This window comes from Streptomyces sp. NPDC001502, from assembly GCF_042894785.1.
GTDB classification, from domain to species: Bacteria; Actinomycetota; Actinomycetes; order Streptomycetales; family Streptomycetaceae; genus Streptomyces; species Streptomyces kutzneri.
Window position 1 is genome coordinate 45,205 of the sequence record NZ_JBIAVW010000008.1, and the last position, 15,403, is coordinate 60,607.

Sequence of the window (15,403 nt, forward strand, 5' to 3'; positions counted from 1 at the left end):
CAGAATGCGGGGATTCCAACCGGAGGGGATCCCCGACATGTTGCGACCGATCCGCACCCTGGCCGCCGCGGCGGCGGCCCTCGCGCTCGTCTCCGCCTGCAACTCCGCCTCCACCAACGGGACCTCCCCCGGCAAACCCGGCGACGCGCCGGGCAACTCCCGGGGAGTGAGCGCCGATTCGATCAAGGTCGGCGGGATCGTGTCGATGACCAGCGCCAGCGGCTACAGCAAGAAGGACACCGACCTCGGCGCCAGGGCCCGCTACCTCCGGGCCAACGCCGAGGGCGGGATCAACGGACGCGAGATCGACTACCTCGGCGCGGAGGACGACGGCCAGGACCCCGCCAAGAACCTCGCGGCCGCCCGCAAACTCGTCCAGCAGGACAAGGTCTTCGCCGTCTCCCCCATGAGCTCGGTGACCTTCTCCGGCGCCGACTTCCTGGAGCAGGAGAAGGTCCCCACCTTCGGCTGGGGCACCCTGCCCGCCTTCTGCGGCCCCCGGCACATCTACGGCTTCAACGGCTGCCTGGTCCCCACCCCCGGCGGCACCCTCAACCAGACCTGGCCCGAGGGCATCGGCCAGATCCTCGGCGGGGCCCAGGGCAAAACGGTTGCGATCATCGCCAACGACAGCGACGCCGGCAAGTTCGGCATCCGGACCTTCCAGCAGGGCTTCACCAGCGCCGGGTTCAAGGTCTCCTACGCCAAGGCCTCCGTGCCCGCCACCGCCGTCCCGAGCGACTGGTCCGCGTACGTGAAGGAGATCCTCACCGGCAACGACGGCAAGGCCCCGGACGCCGTCGTCTCCGTCATGCAGACCCCGAACAACATCGGACTGTTCACCGCGCTCAAGCGCGGCGGCTACCAGGGGCTGCTCTCCGACCCGACCGACTACGACCCCGGGCTGCTCGCCAAGGAAGCCACCAAGCAGGCCCTCGACGGGGTGCACGTGCTGCTGCAGTTCCAGCCCTTCGAGTCGGCCGACCCGAAGATGGCGCAGTTCAAGGCCGACATCAAGGCGGCCGCGGGCGGCCAGGACGTGCCTTTGAACATGCACATGTTGACCGGGTACATGTCGGCCGACCTCTTCCTCTCCATCGCGCAGAAGGCCGGCAAGAACCTGACCGTCGAGTCCTTCCAGGCCGCCGCGCAGGGCTTCTCCGACACCGGCACGCTCGTCGGCGACCGCGCGGAGCCCAAGGGGCAGAAGGACAGCTTCGGCTGCGGGGCGCTCGTACAGCTGAAGAACGGCGCGTACGAGGTCTCCGTACCGTTCAAGTGCTACGAACCCATCCCCTTCAAGTAGGGGCGCGGCATGGGGGATCTGCTCGTCTTCGTGCTGAGCGGTCTGGTCTCCGGCGCCCTGTACGCACTGCTCGCCACCGGGCTGGTGCTGTCGTACTCGGCGTCCGGACTGTTCAACTTCGCGCACGGGGCCACCGCCTACCTGTGCGCGCTCACCTTCTACGAGCTGCACTCGGGGCTGGGCTGGCCCGCCGTCCCGGCCGCCCTGCTGGTGGTCCTCGTACTGGCCCCCGGTCTCGGCTGGGGGCTGGACCGGCTGATGTTCCGGCGGCTCGCCCGGGTCGGCGAGACCGCGCAGATCGTGGCCACCATCGGGCTGCTGGTGGCGCTGCCGGCCGCCGGGCTGTGGGCGGTGGAACTGCTGGCGGAGGCGGGCGCGCCGGTGAAACCGGCGGAGAACCAGTTCGGGCTGCCGGGAGTGGGGCCCAGCCCGGCGAGGTCCTGGCAGCTCGCGGACGGCGTCGGCATCGATTCCGACCAGCTGATCACCTGGGTGGTGACGGCGCTGGTGGCGGTGGCCCTGTGGGTGCTGATGCGGCACACCCGGCTGGGGCTGCACCTGCGGGCCGCCGTCGACAACCGCTCGCTGACCGAGCTGCGCGGCATCAGCGCCGACCGGCTGTCGTCGGTGGCCTGGATGATCGCGTCGGGCCTGGCGGGGCTCGCGGGTGTGCTGGCCACCCCGCTGCTGGGGCTGTCGGCGCACGACTTCACCCTGTTCCTGTTCGTGTCGGCCACGGCGGCGGTCATCGGACGGTTCGCTTCCGTGCCGCTCGCCTTCGCGGGCGGACTCGGTCTCGGGGTGCTGCAGAACCTGGTGGCCGGGTACGCGTCCTTCGCCGAGTCCGTCACCGGCTTCCGGACGGCCGTGCCCTTCCTGATCCTGTTCGGCGGGCTGCTGGTGCTGACCCGTACGGCACGTACGGCGGGGGTCGCGGCCGTGGACGCGCCGCCGGTCGACCATCTGGCCGGAGCCTCGTGGGGGCGTCGCTGGGGGGTGTGGGCGGCGGGCGCGGCGGCGCTGTGCGTAGCGCTCTACACCGTGACCACCCCCTTCTGGAGCGGCCTGCTGGCGCAGGGGCTCGCCATCGCGCTCGTGTTCATGTCCTTCACGGTGGTGACCGGGCTCGGGGCGATGGTGTCGCTGGCGCAGGGCACCTTCGTGACCGGCGCCGCGCTCGTCGCCGGGCTCCTGATGAGCCGGGGCTGGCCCTTCGTGGCCGCGTTGGCGGTGGGCACGTGCGTGGCGGCGGTGCTGGGGGCCCTCGTCGCGCTGCCGGCGCTGCGGCTGGGGGGCAGGTCGCTGGCCCTGGCCACGCTGGCGCTGGCCTTCCTGGCCGATCAGGTGCTGTTCCAGCTGCGCTGGCTGCGCAACGGCGATGCGGGGTGGCCGATCCCGCGGCCGGTGTTCGGGCCGGTGGACCTCTCCGACGACCGGGCGCTGGGGGTGGCCCTGGTGGTCCTGGTCGCGCTGGTGGCAGCGGGGCTGACCGCGCTGCGGAACTCCCCGTCGGGGCGGGCGATGCTGGCGGTCCGCTCGGCCCCGGCGGCGGCGGTCGCCTCGGGGGTCTCCCTACTGCGCACGAAACTGCTGCTGTTCACGCTGTCGGCGGGGCTGGCCGGGTTCGGGGGCGTGCTGTACGCGTCGTACAACACCCGGATCACGGCGACGGACTTCACGGCGATGACCGGGCTGGTGTGGCTGGCGGTGGTCGTGGCGGCGGGTGTGCGCAGGCCGCAGTACGCGGTGGTGGCGGGGCTGGTGTTCGCCGTCGCCCCGCGGCTGCTGTCCGAGTACGTGACCGAGTCCGCGCACCTGCCGGTGATCCTCTTCGGCCTGGCCGGGCTGGCCCTGGCCAATGACCCGGACGGGTACTGCGCGGCGGTACCGGTGCGGCTGGCGCGTCGGCGCGCCGCCGCCTCCTCCTCGCGGGGCTCCGCCCCGGACCCGTCGGGGGCTCCGCCCCCGGACCCCCGCGCCTCAAACACCGGCGGGGCTGAACTTGCCCTGGAGCTGCGCGGGGTCACCGCCGGGTACGACGGGGGGCTCGTGCTGCACGGGGTCGATCTCGCCGTCCGCGCGGGCGAGATCCTCGCCGTGCTCGGGCCCAACGGGGCCGGGAAGAGCACCGCCTGCCGGGTCGCCGCCGGGCTGCTGCCCGCCACGGGCGGGGCGGTGTACGTGGGCGGGCGGGACGCGACCCGGGACGGGGCCGTACGCCGGTCGCGGGCCGGGGTGCTGCTCGCCCCCGAAGGCCGCGGGATCTTCCCCGCGCTCACCGTCGAGGAGAACCTGGCCCTGTACCTCCGGGACGCCGATGCCCGGGCCGCCGTCTACGCGCGCTTCCCCCGGCTCGCCGAACGGCGCGGGATCCCCGCCGGGGCGCTCTCGGGCGGGGAGCAGCAGATGCTGGCGCTGGCTCCGCTGCTCCAGCGGCCGCCCGCGGTGCTGATCGCCGACGAACCCTCGCTCGGGCTCGCCCCGCGCGTGGTGGAGGAGGTGTACGCGCTGCTCACCGAACTCCGCGACGCCGGGACGGCGCTGCTCCTGGTGGAGGAGAAGGCGGCCGAGATCCTCGGGATCGCCGACACCGTGGCCTACCTCTCCCAGGGCCGGGTCTCCTGGTGCGGCCCCCGGGCCGAGGTGGAGGCGGACCGGCTCACCGAGGCCTACCTGGGGATGGCGACATGAGCGAGGGCGGGTACGTACTGGAGGCCCGCGGGGTCGGCGTGCGCTTCGGCGGCGTCCGGGCGCTGACCGGGGTGGATCTCGGGGTCCGCGCGGGCGAGGTGTGCGGGCTGATCGGGCCGAACGGCGCCGGGAAGACCACGCTGTTCGACGTGCTGTCCGGGATCCGCCGCCCCGACCAGGGGCGGATGCTGCTGGACGGGGCGGACGTCACCCGCCGCTCCCCCGTCTGGCGGGCCCGGCACGGGATCCGCCGGACCTTCCAGCGGCAGCAGTTGTTCGGGCAGCTGAGCGTGGCCGACAACGTGCTGGTGGCGCAGGAGTGGCGGGGCGGCGGGGGCGGGCCGGCCGCCGATCTCCTCGCCCTGCCCTCCCGGCGGGCGCGGGAGCGCGAGCGCCGGGCCCGAGGCGAGCGGGTGCTGGCCGACTGCGGGATCGGCGCGCTCGGGGCCTCGTACGCGGGCGGGCTGCCGGTCGGGCAGGCCCGGATGGTGGAGCTGGCCCGCGCGGTGGCCGATCCGCCGCGGGTGCTGCTGCTGGACGAGCCCGCGTCGGGCATGTCCGCGCCCGAGCGCGACCGGCTCGCGGAGGTCGTGCGGCGGCTGGCGGAGCGGGAGGGCTGCGCGGTGCTGCTGGTCGAGCACAACGTGGCCTTCGTGATGGAGCTGTGTGCGCGGGTCGTCGTACTGGACCTCGGAACGGTGCTGGCCGAGGGGACCGCGGCCGAGGTCCGGGCGAACCCGCTGGTGCGGGAGGCGTACCTCGGGTCCGCGTGAAGGTGCGTACGGAACCGATGGCGGGAATACGTCGCACGAGGGGCCGGTTATCGCCCCTCGTGCGACGCTCCACCACCGCCGCACCGACGAACCACGACCGACGAACCGACGTGAGGGAACGACCAGACGTGAACCAGGTCCCCGCCATCAAGCTCAACAACGGCACGCTCATGCCCCAGCTCGGCTACGGCGTCTGGCAGGTGCCGGACGCGGAGGCGGAGCGCGCCGTCGGGACCGCCCTGGAGGCCGGTTACCGCAGCATCGACACGGCCGCCATCTACGGCAACGAGGCGGGCACCGGCAAGGCCGTCGCCGCTTCCGGGCTGGCCCGTGAGGAGCTGTTCGTCACCACCAAGCTGTGGAACGGCCCGAAGCAGAAGTGGGGCCGGGACCAGGTGCTGCGCGCCTTCGACGACTCCCTCACCAAGCTGCGCCTCGACCATGTCGACCTGTACCTGATCCACTGGCCGCGGCCGATGCGCGACGATTTCGTCGCCATCTGGAAGACCTTCGAGGAGATCGCGGCGAGCGGGCGCGCCAAGGCGGTCGGCGTGTCGAACTTCCGCCCGGCCGACCTGGAGCGGATCGCCGCCGAGAGCGAGCTGGTCCCGGCCGTGAACCAGGTCGAGCTGCACCCGCTCTTCCCGCAGGCCGAGCTGCGCGCCGTGCACGCCCGGCGCGGAATCGCCACCGAGGCCTGGTCGCCGCTGGGCCAGGGCAAGGAGCTGCTGACCCTCCCGGCCGTGGCGGCGATCGCCGCCGCGCACGGCCGCAGCGCCGCGCAGGTCGTGCTGCGCTGGCACCTGCAGCACGGGAACATCGTGATCCCGAAGTCGGTGACCCCGGCGCGCATCCGGGAGAACCTGGACGTGTTCGGCTTCGAGCTGGCGGCCGCGGACATGGCGGCGCTCGACGCCCTGGGCGCGGGTGCGGCGGGCCGTCGGATCGGGCCGGACCCGGCCGAATTCGACGTGTGACGGGATCCGGGTCGGGGTCGGGGTCTGGGTCGGGGTCCGGGTCCGGGTACGCGTACGGCTCCCGGACCCGGGTCGGGGCGAGGGCCCGGGCGGCCCTTCCCGCGGGTCAGACGCGCACGAAGCTCCGTATGCGGTACGTCGGCTCCGCGCGCGGGACGTCCTGGTCCGGCAGCAGTTCCAGCCGGGCCGCCAGCTCCTGCGCGGTGATGCCGCGCGGGACGATCCGGGAGGCGTACCGGCCCGCGAGCAGGGACTCGGCGGAGCCGCGTGGGGTACGGCCCTGGCCGTGGCCGGTGAAAAGCGCCTCGCCGACCGCGAGCAGGCCCGCCCGGGCCGCGTAGGCCTCGACCTCCCCGGAGGCGTCCGAGGGGGTCGGGGTCAGGTGCGCGGCGAAGACGGCGTCGATGTCGCTGCCGACGTCGTGCGCCGAGTCCTTGTCCACGGTGGCGAGGAAGACTCCGCCGGGCCGCAGCACCCGGGCGGCCTGGGCGATCACCGCCGGCACCAGTCCCGGCTCGCGCAGCAGGTGCAGCAGCCACACCGCGCTGACCGCGTCCAGGGATTGCGAGCGGACCGGCAGCCGGGCCGCGTCGGCGAGGGTCACCGGGATGCCGCGCCCCACCGCGATCGCGGCCATGCCGTGGGAGGCGTCCGCGCCCAGGACGCGCAGGGCGGGGCGGCTGATCCGGCTGGTGACGATGCCGGTGCCGCAGCCGAGGTCGAGGAGGGTGTGCGCGTCCGCGGGGAGCAGTTCGAGGACGGCGGCGGCCGCCGCCTCGGCGCGCGGGATGCCGCCACGGGTGGAGTCGTAGGCCTCGGCCTCGGCGTCGTAGTCGAGCAGGGATCTCACGGACGGTATGTGCGTGGTCATCAGCTCGCGCCGTGGGCCGGGGCGAGGGCCTCGACGCGTTCGGCGAGGGCGAAGTCGGACTCCGTCACCACACCGCCGGCGTCATGGCTGTTCACGGAGAGCCGGACCGTGTTGTAGCCGAGGGTCAGGTCGGAGTGGTGGTTCAACTCCTCCTGGACCGTGGCGATATGGACGACGAGGGCGCTCGCGGCGAAGTGCGTGCCCAGCCGGTAGGTGCGGAAGATCCGGTCGTCCTCGAAGGACCAGCCGGGGAGCTCCCGCAACCGGTCCTCGATCTCCTTCTGTGACAGCGGCTCACTCGGCATGCACCGGCTCCTTTTCCCCGTGACGTGTAGTCAAGGTTCCCACAGTGCACGCCTGACCAATCCTTTCGCGCCATAGTGCGCTCGGGTGCTTCTACGCCTTCCAGCTCCGCCGCACCCCCCATATGCTCCTGCGCCGAACGCACTGTTACCAGCGGTAACGAGGGGGCATTCGCCATGACGGGCACAGGAAGTTCCAGGCGTACGTTCATCGCGGGCGCGGGTGCGGCGGCCGCCGCCGGGGCGGTCCTGGCCGGGGCCGGGGCGACCCCGGCGGCGGCCGCCGGACCACCGCCCGCCGGACGGCGTGTCGCGGTGCTCGGCGGCGGGGTGGCGGGCTTGACGGCGGCGCACGAACTCGCCGAGCGCGGCTACGCCGTGACCGTGTACGAGCGCCGGGCCCTCGGCGGCAAGGCCCGCAGCATGGACGTACCCGGCAGCGCCCGCGGCGGGCGCCGGCCACTGCCCGCCGAGCACGGCTTCCGCTTCATCCCCGGCATCTACCACAACCTGCCCGACACCATGCGGCGCATCCCCTTCCCCGGGAACGCGGCCGGGGTGTGGGACAACCTCGTCGCCCCGCGCGAGATGATGTTCGCCCGGTCGGCCGGGCGCGAGGACCTGCGCGGACCCATCCCCTGGCCCGGGCACTCCCCCGCCGAGCTGACGCCCGAGGAGATCCGGCGGGCCCTCGCCGGCATCCTGCAGACACTGGTCCGGCTCCCGCCGCACGAGACGGCGTACTTCGCCGACCGCGTGCTGGTCTTCCTCACCAGCTGCGACGAGCGGCGCGAGGAGGTCTGGGAGCGGACGCCGTGGTGGGACTTCGTGCGCGCGGAGCGGATGTCGAACGAGTACCGACGCATCCTCGCCGTCGGCATCACCCGCAACATCGTGGCGACCAAGGCCGAGGAGGCCTCCACCCGTACGGTCGGCACCCTCGGCGAGGCCTTCGTCCTCAACCTGCTGGGGCGTGGGGCGGACGGCCCGCCCGACCGGATCCTCAACCTGCCGACCAACGAGGCCTGGATCGACCCATGGGAGGCCCATCTGCGCTCCCTCGGCGTGGAGTTCAGGATCGGCTGGACCGTGCGGGAGGTGCGGTACGCGGGCGGCCGGGTGAGCGGCGTCGCCGTCGAGGGGCCGGACGGCGCCGCGCAGACCGTCACCGCCGACCACTACGTGAGCGCGCTGCCCGTCGAGCACGCCCGCCGCACGTGGAGCGCGGCGCTGCGGGCCGCCGATCCGATGCTGGGGCGCTGCGACAAGCTGGAGACGGACTGGATGACCGGCATCCAGTTCTATCTGACCGAGCGGGCCGAGCTGGTGCACGGCCACCTCAACTGCATCGACTCCCCCTGGTCGTTGACGGCGATCCAGCAGGCCGAGCACTGGCCGTCCCGCGACTTCCCGGCCGACTACGGCGACGGGACGGCGGTCGACTGCCTGTCGGTGGACATCTCCGAGTGGGACAAGCCGGGGATCCTGTACGGGAAGACGGCCAAACAGTGCACGCGCGAGGAGGTGGCGCGCGAGGTGTGGGCGCAGCTGAAGGCCTCCCTCAACGACACCGGGCGGACCCTGCTGACCGACTCCACGCTGCACTCGTGGTTCCTGGACCCGGGCGTGGACGGGCTCGGCACCCCGCACCCCACCAACCAGGACGAGCTGCTGATCCACCCGGTCGGCACCCTGCACAACCGGCCGAGCGCGGGCACCCGTATCCCGAACTTCTTCCTCAGCGGGGACTACGTCGCCGTCGACATCGACCTCGCGACGATGGAAGGGGCCAACGCGTCGGCGCGCGCGGCCGTCAACTCCCTGCTGGACCGGGACGGTTCCGGCGCGCCACGGTGCACGGTCCATCCGATGTACCGGGCGCCGGAACTGGAGCCCGCCAAACGGCACGACCGGTGGCGCTACCGTCTCGGCCTGCGGAACGTCTTCGACCTGGGCTGACCCTCCTCGGCTAACGTCGTGCGCATGACGACGACGAGTGTGGGCACCCTGCTGCGCGCCTGGCGGGAGCGGCGCGGCATCAGCCAGCTGGAGCTGGCGGGCCGCGCCGACTCCTCGTCCCGGCACATCAGCTTCATCGAAACGGGCCGGTCCCGGCCGAGCGAGGAGATGGTGCTGCGCCTCGCCGGCCACCTGGACGTGCCGATGCGGGAGCGCAACTCCCTCCTGCTCGCGGCGGGTTACGCCCCGCGCTACGCGCACACCGCGCTGGACGACCCGGCGATGGAGACGCTGCGCGAGGGCATCGCCCGCCTGCTGACGGGGTACGAGCCCTATCCCGCCCTGGTCGTGGACGCCGTGTACAACGTCGTCGCCGCCAACCGGGGCATCGCGATGCTGCTGGACGGCCTGCCGGAGCACCTGCTGACCCCGCCGCTGAACGCCATGCGGATCACCCTGCACCCCGAGGGCCTGGCCCCGCGGATCCACAACCTCAACCAGTGGCGCGGGCACCTGCTGGCGCAGATGGAGCGGCAGATCGCGCTGGCCCGCTCCGAGCCGCTGCGCGCCCTGTACGAGGAGGTGTCGGCCTATCCGGTCGCCGAGCGCCCGGGCGGCAGCGCCCCGGAGGAACCCGCCGCGTACATCGCGTTGCCGCTGGTCATCGAGCACGACGGGCACCTGCTGTCCTTCGTGTCGTCCATCGCGACCTTCAACACGCCGATGGACGTGACCGTCGCCGAGCTGGCCATCGAGACGATGCTCCCGGCCGACCCGGCGACGGTGAAATACCTGCGCTCACTGGGCGGCTGAACCCGAGCGCAGGGCGAGCTGCTGGAGCACGGCGAAGCCGGCCACGGTGGCGGCCTGCACCGGGATCCACAGCAGCCCGGCGGTGGTGGGTTCGAACCAGAGCACCAGCGACGCCAGACTGAGGGCGGCCCAGACGTAGTTCGTCTCGATGACGAGCTTCACGGCAAGGACGGGCGGCTGCCGCCGCGAGCCGAGCCAGCCGACGGCGGCCCCGTACGCGACGAGGAGGATGCCGAGTGCCGACAGCAGCCCCTGCCCCACCCCGAGCAGCCGGCCGAGCGGGGCGCAGAGGGCGACGTACGCGATCCCGTTGGCGGTGGTGACGACGGAGTCGAGGGCGAGGAACCGGCGCAGCGCGGTCTGCGGGACGCGGTTGCGGGCGAAGCCGGCGAGCGGGGTCGCGGACATGGGAATCAGCCTCCATCGAGGTCGAACGGCCAGGTGGGACACGGATCCCGGGACCGAGTGCGCGGCCCCGGAACCCGATGCGTCCACTGTGCCGGGGCCCGCGGGGAGGGTCGATTACCTCCGGGGTAACGAGCGCCCCTCAAGGGTGGTCCTTCAGCGCCGCGTAGGCTCGCTCGATCTCGCCCAGGTACTGCTCCAGGCCGAAGCGGACCTCCTCGACGGTGGTGTCGTCGCGGCCCGCGTACATGAGGTCGGACCAGATGACCGTCTCGCCACGGAGCCGGATCTCGATGGTCAGCCGGGGCGACCCTGATTCGGGTGGTTCCCCGGTCGCCACGGCCGCGCTGCGCGGCATGTCCGTCGGATAGAGCGGCCCGCCCGGGCGGAGCAGCTGCCTCGGGCCGAGACCGGCCATGCCGCTGTCGCTGCGCGCCACCACGTCGAGGCCGTCGACGAAGAGGTAGGTGTGGACGGCCGCGCACACCGGCGGCCCGGGGCACGCGCTGATGAGCAGCGTGCTCTTCTCGCTGTCGCTCTGCCTGTCGGGCGCGGTGGCCCTCAGCGCACGCGGGGATCTACGCGGCATCCGCCTGATGTGAGGTCATGGCGCGATCTTAGCGGCTGCGCGCCGCGCCCGGTCCGTCGGCCGCGCTCCCGTCCAACACGCGGCGCCCGGACGGAGTTTGGCGTACGGCCTCACAGGCGCAGGGATGCCAACCCTTTTTGAGCTGTACGGCAGGAAACGTTGGGGCTCCCCTGGTTCGGCCAGGGGCGGGAGGCTACGCTTCACGGAGCCCGAATCAATCGAACGCCTTGTCGACATATGGAGAATCCGCCGGTGCGAGCCGCCGCCCGACCCGATCTCGCCGCCATCTGGCGCCGCACCTGGGTACTGGCACAGGAGCACGGGCAGGATCCGGCCGAGGTGCTGGCGATGGAGCGGCTGAGTCATCTGTCCGGAGTCGAACCCTGGCGCGTACCCCAGGTGGTGGCAGGCACCGCCGTGGAGGCGCCGCTGGAGCGCCGGGTGCACCAGCGGTTCCTGCGGCTGCGCGCGACCCGGCGCGACAAGCACGGCCGGGAGTGGTCGCTGGCGGCCATCGCCGACGACTTCGACGCCCCCGGCGCCTCTCTCGGGCCGCTCAACGCCGGTACCGGGCTGCCCCGGATGGGTCACGCGGCCGGTGTGCAGCGGTTCTTCGGCGTCCATGCCGGTTTCCTCCTGGCCGACAGCAAGAGCGCGGTGGAACGGGCCCTCGCCCTGTCCGCCACCACCGTCTCGGACGGCCGGGACGACCTGGAGCACCTGTCGTACCTCACCGGCATGACCCCGCAGGCCATCCGGCTCACCCTCGACGGGAGGCCGCCCCGGCTCCCGCTCAAGGAGCAGGTGCACCTGCGGTTCGAGCACCTGCGCCGCACCCGCGTACGGGAGGACGGCCAGCCCCACTCACTGGCGGCCATCGCCAAGTCCTTCGACGCGTCGGGGCAGTCGCTGACCCGCCTCGCCCAGGGCGAGGGCCTGCCGAACCTCGCCGCGGCCGCCGGGATCCAGCGTTTCTACGGCGTCGAGGGCGGCTTCCTGCTGGCCGATGACACCGAGGCGCTCTCCAGCGCCCTCGCCCTGATCGAGGGGGAGTTGGAGTCCGCGGTGCGGGACCGGGAGAACCCGATGCTGGCGGTGCTGCGGGCGCACGACGTGCGCAGCATCGTCACGCGGGCCGGACGGCTGTCGCCCCAGGGCTGGAAGTCGCTGGCCGACCACTTGGACGACCTCCTCGCGCGCGAGGGGCAGCTCGGAGTTCCGGGCACGAAGAGCGGGGCGCCGACCGAGGGCGCCGCCGCCGAGGGAGAAACACCATGAGGACCACACGGGCCATGCGCAAGCTGGGCTCCGAACTCCTGGAGGGAGCGCGCCTGACGCCGCCGGCCGATGCCAGGGAGATCATCGGGGCGCTGTGCGCCGCCTACTCCGAGCGGCGTGGCGGAGAGCGGAAGGTCGATGTCCATTTCACCTCCTTCCCGCCCGACACCGCGAGCGGGCTGTGGCTGGAGCTGGACGACGTCGACCTGATCGTCGTCGAGCAGCACACCCGGCCCGAACACCAGCTCGTCATCGCGTGCCACGAGTTGTGGCACCTGGACGAGGGCACCTGCGAAAGCCTCGGTCCTGGCATGCTGGTGGCTGCCCGGCTGGCCGGACACCCCGGCCGTCTCGCCGACCTGCTGACCTCCGGCTCCGGGCTGGACGCGGTGGTCCGGCAGGCCGCCGCCCGCGCCGACCACGGCGATCCGGCGGAGATCCGGGCCGAGACCTTCGGCCTGCACCTCGGCAACACCCTGCGCTCCTACCTGCCCTCGCCCCGCGAACAGCAGCTCCCCGAGGCCATCGAGCGCATCAAGTCCTCACTCGGCTGGGGAAACCCCGTGCCACGCCGTGACCCGCACCAGCCGGTCGCCGCACCCCTCACGCCGATGCCCTCAGCACGGCCCTGACAGAGAGCACGCCACGATGAACCAGTCCACCCCGCCCCGCCACGCCGTCGTCATAGGCGGCAGTCTGGCCGGCCTCCTCGCGGCCGCTGTCCTCGCCGAGCACGCCACGGTCACCGTCATCGACGCCGACCCGCTGCCCGAGGGCCCGGCCCCGCGCCGTGGGCTCCCGCAGGCCCGGCACACCCACCTGCTGTGGTCGGGCGGCGCCCGGGCCATCGAGCGGATCCTGCCCGGCATCACCGCCGACTGGACGAAGGCGGGCGCCATCCGCCGCAGCCTGCCCACCGACCTCGTCTCGAAGTCCGCCCAGGGATGGATCCCGCGGTGCGGGGAGAAGCAGTTCAACATTTCCTGCAGCCGCGATCTCCTCGACTCGGTGGTCCGCGCCCGGGTGACCGGCCTGAAGGGGGTCTCCACGCTGCAGCGGAGCCGGGTACGCGCCCTGGAGGGTACGGCGTCCCGGGTCACCGGCGTCCTCGTCGACACCCCGGAGGAAGCCGGCCGGCTGCTGACCGCCGACCTCGTGATCGACGCGAGCGGTCGCGGCTCGCGCGCCCGGACCTGGCTCCAGGCGCTCGGCGTCAACGGCATCCGGCAGGCCGAGGTCGACTCGGGCCTCGTCTACGCGACGAGGATCTTCGAAGCCCCGGCCGGAGCCCACGAGATGGGCTTCCCCATCGTCAACGTCCAGTCCGACCCCAGGGTGCCCGTCCCGGGCCAGACGGCCACGATCGTGCCCATCGAGAACGGCCAGTGGCAGGCCACCCTCTCGGGGACCCGCGGCGGCCAGCCGACCGGCGACCCCGACGCGTTCATCCCGTTCGCCAAGGCCGTCCGCGACCCGATCGTCGGGGAGCTCCTGGAGGGCCGCAAGCCCCTGACGGACGTCGCCGTCACCCAGGGCACCGCCAACCGCCGGATCTACTTCGAGAAGGCCGAGCTGCCCGACGGCTTCTTCGCCGTCGGCGACTCCGTCGCCACCTTCAACCCGCTGTACGGACAGGGCATGACCGTCGCGGCCCAGGGGATCCTGGCCGTACGCACCCTGCTGCGGGCGAAGGGACTGGAGCATCCCGGGATAGGCCGCGAGGCGCAGCGCGTCATCGCGCCGCAGGTCAGCACCGCCTGGGAGCTGGCCACGTCGCAGGACATCCTGTATCCGGGAGCCACCGGGGTAAAGCCGCGTGCCGGCACCGGTCTGCTCAACGTGTACGTCAACAGGCTGATGACGGGAGCGACCACGGACGAGGTGCTCACCGCCGCCCTGTTCAAGGTCCTCACCATGAGCACCGCTCCCACCCACTGGCTCCACCCGTCGGTGGTCTGGCACGTCCTGCGTGCTTCGGACCGGGGCGCGCTGAAGGCGCCGCCGCTCACCGCCGCCGAGCGGGCCGTCGCCGGGCTCGACCGGGCGCCCGGCACCAAGCCGGGCACCGGCACGGGCACGGACACCGGCACGGGCACGGACACGGACACGGGCACGGGCACCGGCCCGTCGGCGGACCCGGTCGGCCCCGCCGACGCCGTCGGACAGGCCCGATGAGCGGCAGAATGCTGCCGCTCCTGCCCGCCTCCCTGATGGTCCTGGCGCTGCTGATCAAGGTGCCGACCCTGCGCCGGGACTGGGACCAGCCGCTGAACCGGACCGCGTGCGCGCTGCTCGTCGTCGGGGCTCCCATCAACTTCCTGGCATCGCCGTCCACCATTGCCGCGGTCAACCGCCGCACCGGCGTGGTCAACTTCTCCGCGCCCCTGGTGTTCGGCCTTGCCACGGTGTTCTCCGGGCTGTGCGTCGTCCTGGTCCTGCAGTGGCGCGGCGGGCCGCCCGCGGCCGTGCGCCGGGCCACCCGGCTGACCACGGCACTGTTCGGCACGGCGACCGCGGCGATCGTCGTCCTGTTCGTGATCGGCGACGCGCCGGTGGAGCGGCTCCAGGACCTGGACACGTACTACGCGACCACGCCCTGGATCCGCGAGATGATCGTCTGCTTCCTCGTGGCGCACACCATGGGCACCTCGGCCCTGACCTGGCTGTGCGGCAAGTGGCTGGCGCGCGCGGACCGCGCGCTGCGCCCGCTGCGCACCGGGCTGGCCCTGATCGTGGTCGCCGGGCTGATGGACCTGGCCTACCTGGCCGCCAAGTGGGCCTCGGTGGTGGCCCGCTGGGCCGGCCACGACTGGGTGTTCCTGTCCACGGACGTGGCACCGCCACTGGCCGGGGCCGCCGGGCTGCTGCTCGGTGCCGGATTCGTCGTGCCGCTGGTCGGCGGGTCGGCGACATGGGTGGCCCTCAGCCAGTACCGGCGGCTGCGCCCGCTGTGGAAGGCGCTGCGCGGATTCGCCGCGGCCCAGGGGCGGACCGTCCCGCTGGCCTGGTGGTCCCCGGTGGGGATCCGGCTCATCCACCGCGAGTCGGTCATCGACGACGGCATCCTGGCGCTGGCCGGCTGGTTCGACCCCCAGGTCCACGGCGCCGCGTACGAGGAGGCCCGGGGCCGGGGCATGGGCGAGGCGCGGGCCGCCACGGTCGCGGACGCCGCCGTCCTGGCGGCCGCCTGCCACCGCAAGGCCGCCGCCGCGCGCGGATCCGTGCCGGGGCCGGCCGCGATCCCGGAGCCCTACCGTCTGGGCCGGCGGCCCCTGACCGCCCTGGCGGACGCGTTCCGTACCTCCGACATCGTCGCCGGGGCCCGTGACGCGGCCACCGCCGGCACGCCGGACCTGAACCCCGGCCCGGTCGGCGCCTGAGGGCCCACGGTCCGCACGCCACGGGCGTGCGGACCGGCCACCCGGGGAAAACGCGACGC

General features: G+C 73.2%; 14 protein-coding genes. 10 read left to right on the forward strand and 4 right to left on the reverse strand.

Translation table 11 applies throughout. The features are described from left to right. Positions 1 to 37: 37 nt before the first annotated feature. From ACFY0D_RS15725 to ACFY0D_RS15740, 4 genes are all read left to right on the forward strand, one after another. A complete protein-coding gene (locus ACFY0D_RS15725; protein ID WP_390798862.1) occupies positions 38 to 1,306 on the forward strand; it encodes an ABC transporter substrate-binding protein in 1,269 nt (422 codons plus the stop codon). Between the two features lie 9 nt (positions 1,307 to 1,315). Further along, positions 1,316 to 3,997: an ATP-binding cassette domain-containing protein gene (locus ACFY0D_RS15730; RefSeq protein WP_390798863.1), complete on the forward strand. Its 2,682-nt coding sequence runs from the start codon at positions 1,316 to 1,318 to the stop codon at positions 3,995 to 3,997. After that, positions 3,994 to 4,770, forward strand: a complete 777-nt coding sequence (locus ACFY0D_RS15735) for an ABC transporter ATP-binding protein (protein ID WP_390798864.1) — start codon at positions 3,994 to 3,996, stop codon at positions 4,768 to 4,770. Before ACFY0D_RS15730 ends, ACFY0D_RS15735 begins: the two co-directional genes overlap by 4 nt. 128 nt (positions 4,771 to 4,898) lie before the next feature. Continuing rightward, positions 4,899 to 5,747: an aldo/keto reductase gene (locus tag ACFY0D_RS15740; protein ID WP_390798865.1), complete on the forward strand. Its 849-nt coding sequence runs from the start codon at positions 4,899 to 4,901 to the stop codon at positions 5,745 to 5,747. A gap of 106 nt (positions 5,748 to 5,853) precedes the next feature. Here the strand turns inward: ACFY0D_RS15740 and ACFY0D_RS15745 are convergent, their stop codons facing one another. Next, positions 5,854 to 6,618, reverse strand: a complete 765-nt coding sequence (locus tag ACFY0D_RS15745) for a class I SAM-dependent methyltransferase (RefSeq protein WP_390798866.1) — start codon at positions 6,616 to 6,618, stop codon at positions 5,854 to 5,856. Further along, positions 6,618 to 6,923, reverse strand: coding sequence for a 4a-hydroxytetrahydrobiopterin dehydratase (locus ACFY0D_RS15750; RefSeq protein ID WP_301364906.1), 306 nt, complete (start codon positions 6,921 to 6,923; stop codon positions 6,618 to 6,620). The genes ACFY0D_RS15745 and ACFY0D_RS15750 overlap by 1 nt, the downstream gene beginning before the upstream one ends. Positions 6,924 to 7,097: 174 nt before the next feature. Between ACFY0D_RS15750 and ACFY0D_RS15755 the strand changes: the two genes are divergently transcribed. Further along, positions 7,098 to 8,879: an FAD-dependent oxidoreductase gene (locus ACFY0D_RS15755; protein ID WP_390798867.1), complete on the forward strand. Its 1,782-nt coding sequence runs from the start codon at positions 7,098 to 7,100 to the stop codon at positions 8,877 to 8,879. Between the two features lie 24 nt (positions 8,880 to 8,903). Beyond that, positions 8,904 to 9,692: a helix-turn-helix domain-containing protein gene (locus ACFY0D_RS15760; protein WP_390798868.1), complete on the forward strand. Its 789-nt coding sequence runs from the start codon at positions 8,904 to 8,906 to the stop codon at positions 9,690 to 9,692. Here the strand turns inward: ACFY0D_RS15760 and ACFY0D_RS15765 are convergent. Continuing rightward, positions 9,678 to 10,100: a hypothetical protein gene (locus ACFY0D_RS15765; protein ID WP_390798869.1), complete on the reverse strand. Its 423-nt coding sequence runs from the start codon at positions 10,098 to 10,100 to the stop codon at positions 9,678 to 9,680. The two genes, ACFY0D_RS15760 and ACFY0D_RS15765, sit on opposite strands and share 15 nt — an antisense overlap. A 139-nt stretch (positions 10,101 to 10,239) precedes the next feature. Continuing rightward, positions 10,240 to 10,686, reverse strand: coding sequence for a hypothetical protein (locus tag ACFY0D_RS15770; RefSeq protein WP_390798870.1), 447 nt, complete (start codon positions 10,684 to 10,686; stop codon positions 10,240 to 10,242). Positions 10,687 to 10,938: 252 nt separating this feature from the next. Here ACFY0D_RS15770 and ACFY0D_RS15775 point away from each other — a divergent pair, with 252 nt between their 5' ends. Genes ACFY0D_RS15775 through ACFY0D_RS15790 form a run of 4 tightly spaced genes read left to right on the forward strand, consistent with a single transcriptional unit; the run spans position 10,939 to position 15,344 of the window. Further along, positions 10,939 to 11,964 (forward strand): hypothetical protein, encoded by a 1,026-nt coding sequence (locus ACFY0D_RS15775; protein WP_390798871.1) that lies wholly within the window; start codon positions 10,939 to 10,941, stop codon positions 11,962 to 11,964. Further along, positions 11,961 to 12,596, forward strand: a complete 636-nt coding sequence (locus ACFY0D_RS15780; protein ID WP_390798872.1) for a toxin-antitoxin system, toxin component — start codon at positions 11,961 to 11,963, stop codon at positions 12,594 to 12,596. The genes ACFY0D_RS15775 and ACFY0D_RS15780 overlap by 4 nt, the downstream gene beginning before the upstream one ends. A 16-nt stretch (positions 12,597 to 12,612) precedes the next feature. Next, on the forward strand, positions 12,613 to 14,139 hold the full coding sequence (locus ACFY0D_RS15785; protein WP_390798873.1) for an NAD(P)/FAD-dependent oxidoreductase: 1,527 nt from the start codon (positions 12,613 to 12,615) through the stop codon (positions 14,137 to 14,139). After that, positions 14,136 to 15,344, forward strand: coding sequence for an MAB_1171c family putative transporter (locus tag ACFY0D_RS15790; RefSeq protein ID WP_390798874.1), 1,209 nt, complete (start codon positions 14,136 to 14,138; stop codon positions 15,342 to 15,344). Before ACFY0D_RS15785 ends, ACFY0D_RS15790 begins: the two co-directional genes overlap by 4 nt. Positions 15,345 to 15,403 lie beyond the last annotated feature (59 nt).

Excerpts from the sequence above, each read along its gene's own strand:
- ACFY0D_RS15725 (WP_390798862.1), top strand. The coding sequence starts at position 38 with ATGTTGCGACCGATCCGCACCCTGGCCGCCGCGGCGGCGGCCCTCGCG.
- ACFY0D_RS15730 (WP_390798863.1), top strand. The coding sequence starts at position 1,316 with ATGGGGGATCTGCTCGTCTTCGTGCTGAGCGGTCTGGTCTCCGGCGCC.
- ACFY0D_RS15735 (WP_390798864.1), top strand. The coding sequence starts at position 3,994 with ATGAGCGAGGGCGGGTACGTACTGGAGGCCCGCGGGGTCGGCGTGCGC.
- ACFY0D_RS15745 (WP_390798866.1), bottom strand. The coding sequence starts at position 6,618 with ATGACCACGCACATACCGTCCGTGAGATCCCTGCTCGACTACGACGCC.
- ACFY0D_RS15750 (WP_301364906.1), bottom strand. The coding sequence starts at position 6,923 with ATGCCGAGTGAGCCGCTGTCACAGAAGGAGATCGAGGACCGGTTGCGG.
- ACFY0D_RS15755 (WP_390798867.1), top strand. The coding sequence starts at position 7,098 with ATGACGGGCACAGGAAGTTCCAGGCGTACGTTCATCGCGGGCGCGGGT.
- ACFY0D_RS15760 (WP_390798868.1), top strand. The coding sequence starts at position 8,904 with ATGACGACGACGAGTGTGGGCACCCTGCTGCGCGCCTGGCGGGAGCGG.
- ACFY0D_RS15765 (WP_390798869.1), bottom strand. The coding sequence starts at position 10,100 with ATGTCCGCGACCCCGCTCGCCGGCTTCGCCCGCAACCGCGTCCCGCAG.
- ACFY0D_RS15770 (WP_390798870.1), bottom strand. The coding sequence starts at position 10,686 with ATGCCGCGTAGATCCCCGCGTGCGCTGAGGGCCACCGCGCCCGACAGG.
- ACFY0D_RS15780 (WP_390798872.1), top strand. The coding sequence starts at position 11,961 with ATGAGGACCACACGGGCCATGCGCAAGCTGGGCTCCGAACTCCTGGAG.
- ACFY0D_RS15785 (WP_390798873.1), top strand. The coding sequence starts at position 12,613 with ATGAACCAGTCCACCCCGCCCCGCCACGCCGTCGTCATAGGCGGCAGT.
- ACFY0D_RS15790 (WP_390798874.1), top strand. The coding sequence starts at position 14,136 with ATGAGCGGCAGAATGCTGCCGCTCCTGCCCGCCTCCCTGATGGTCCTG.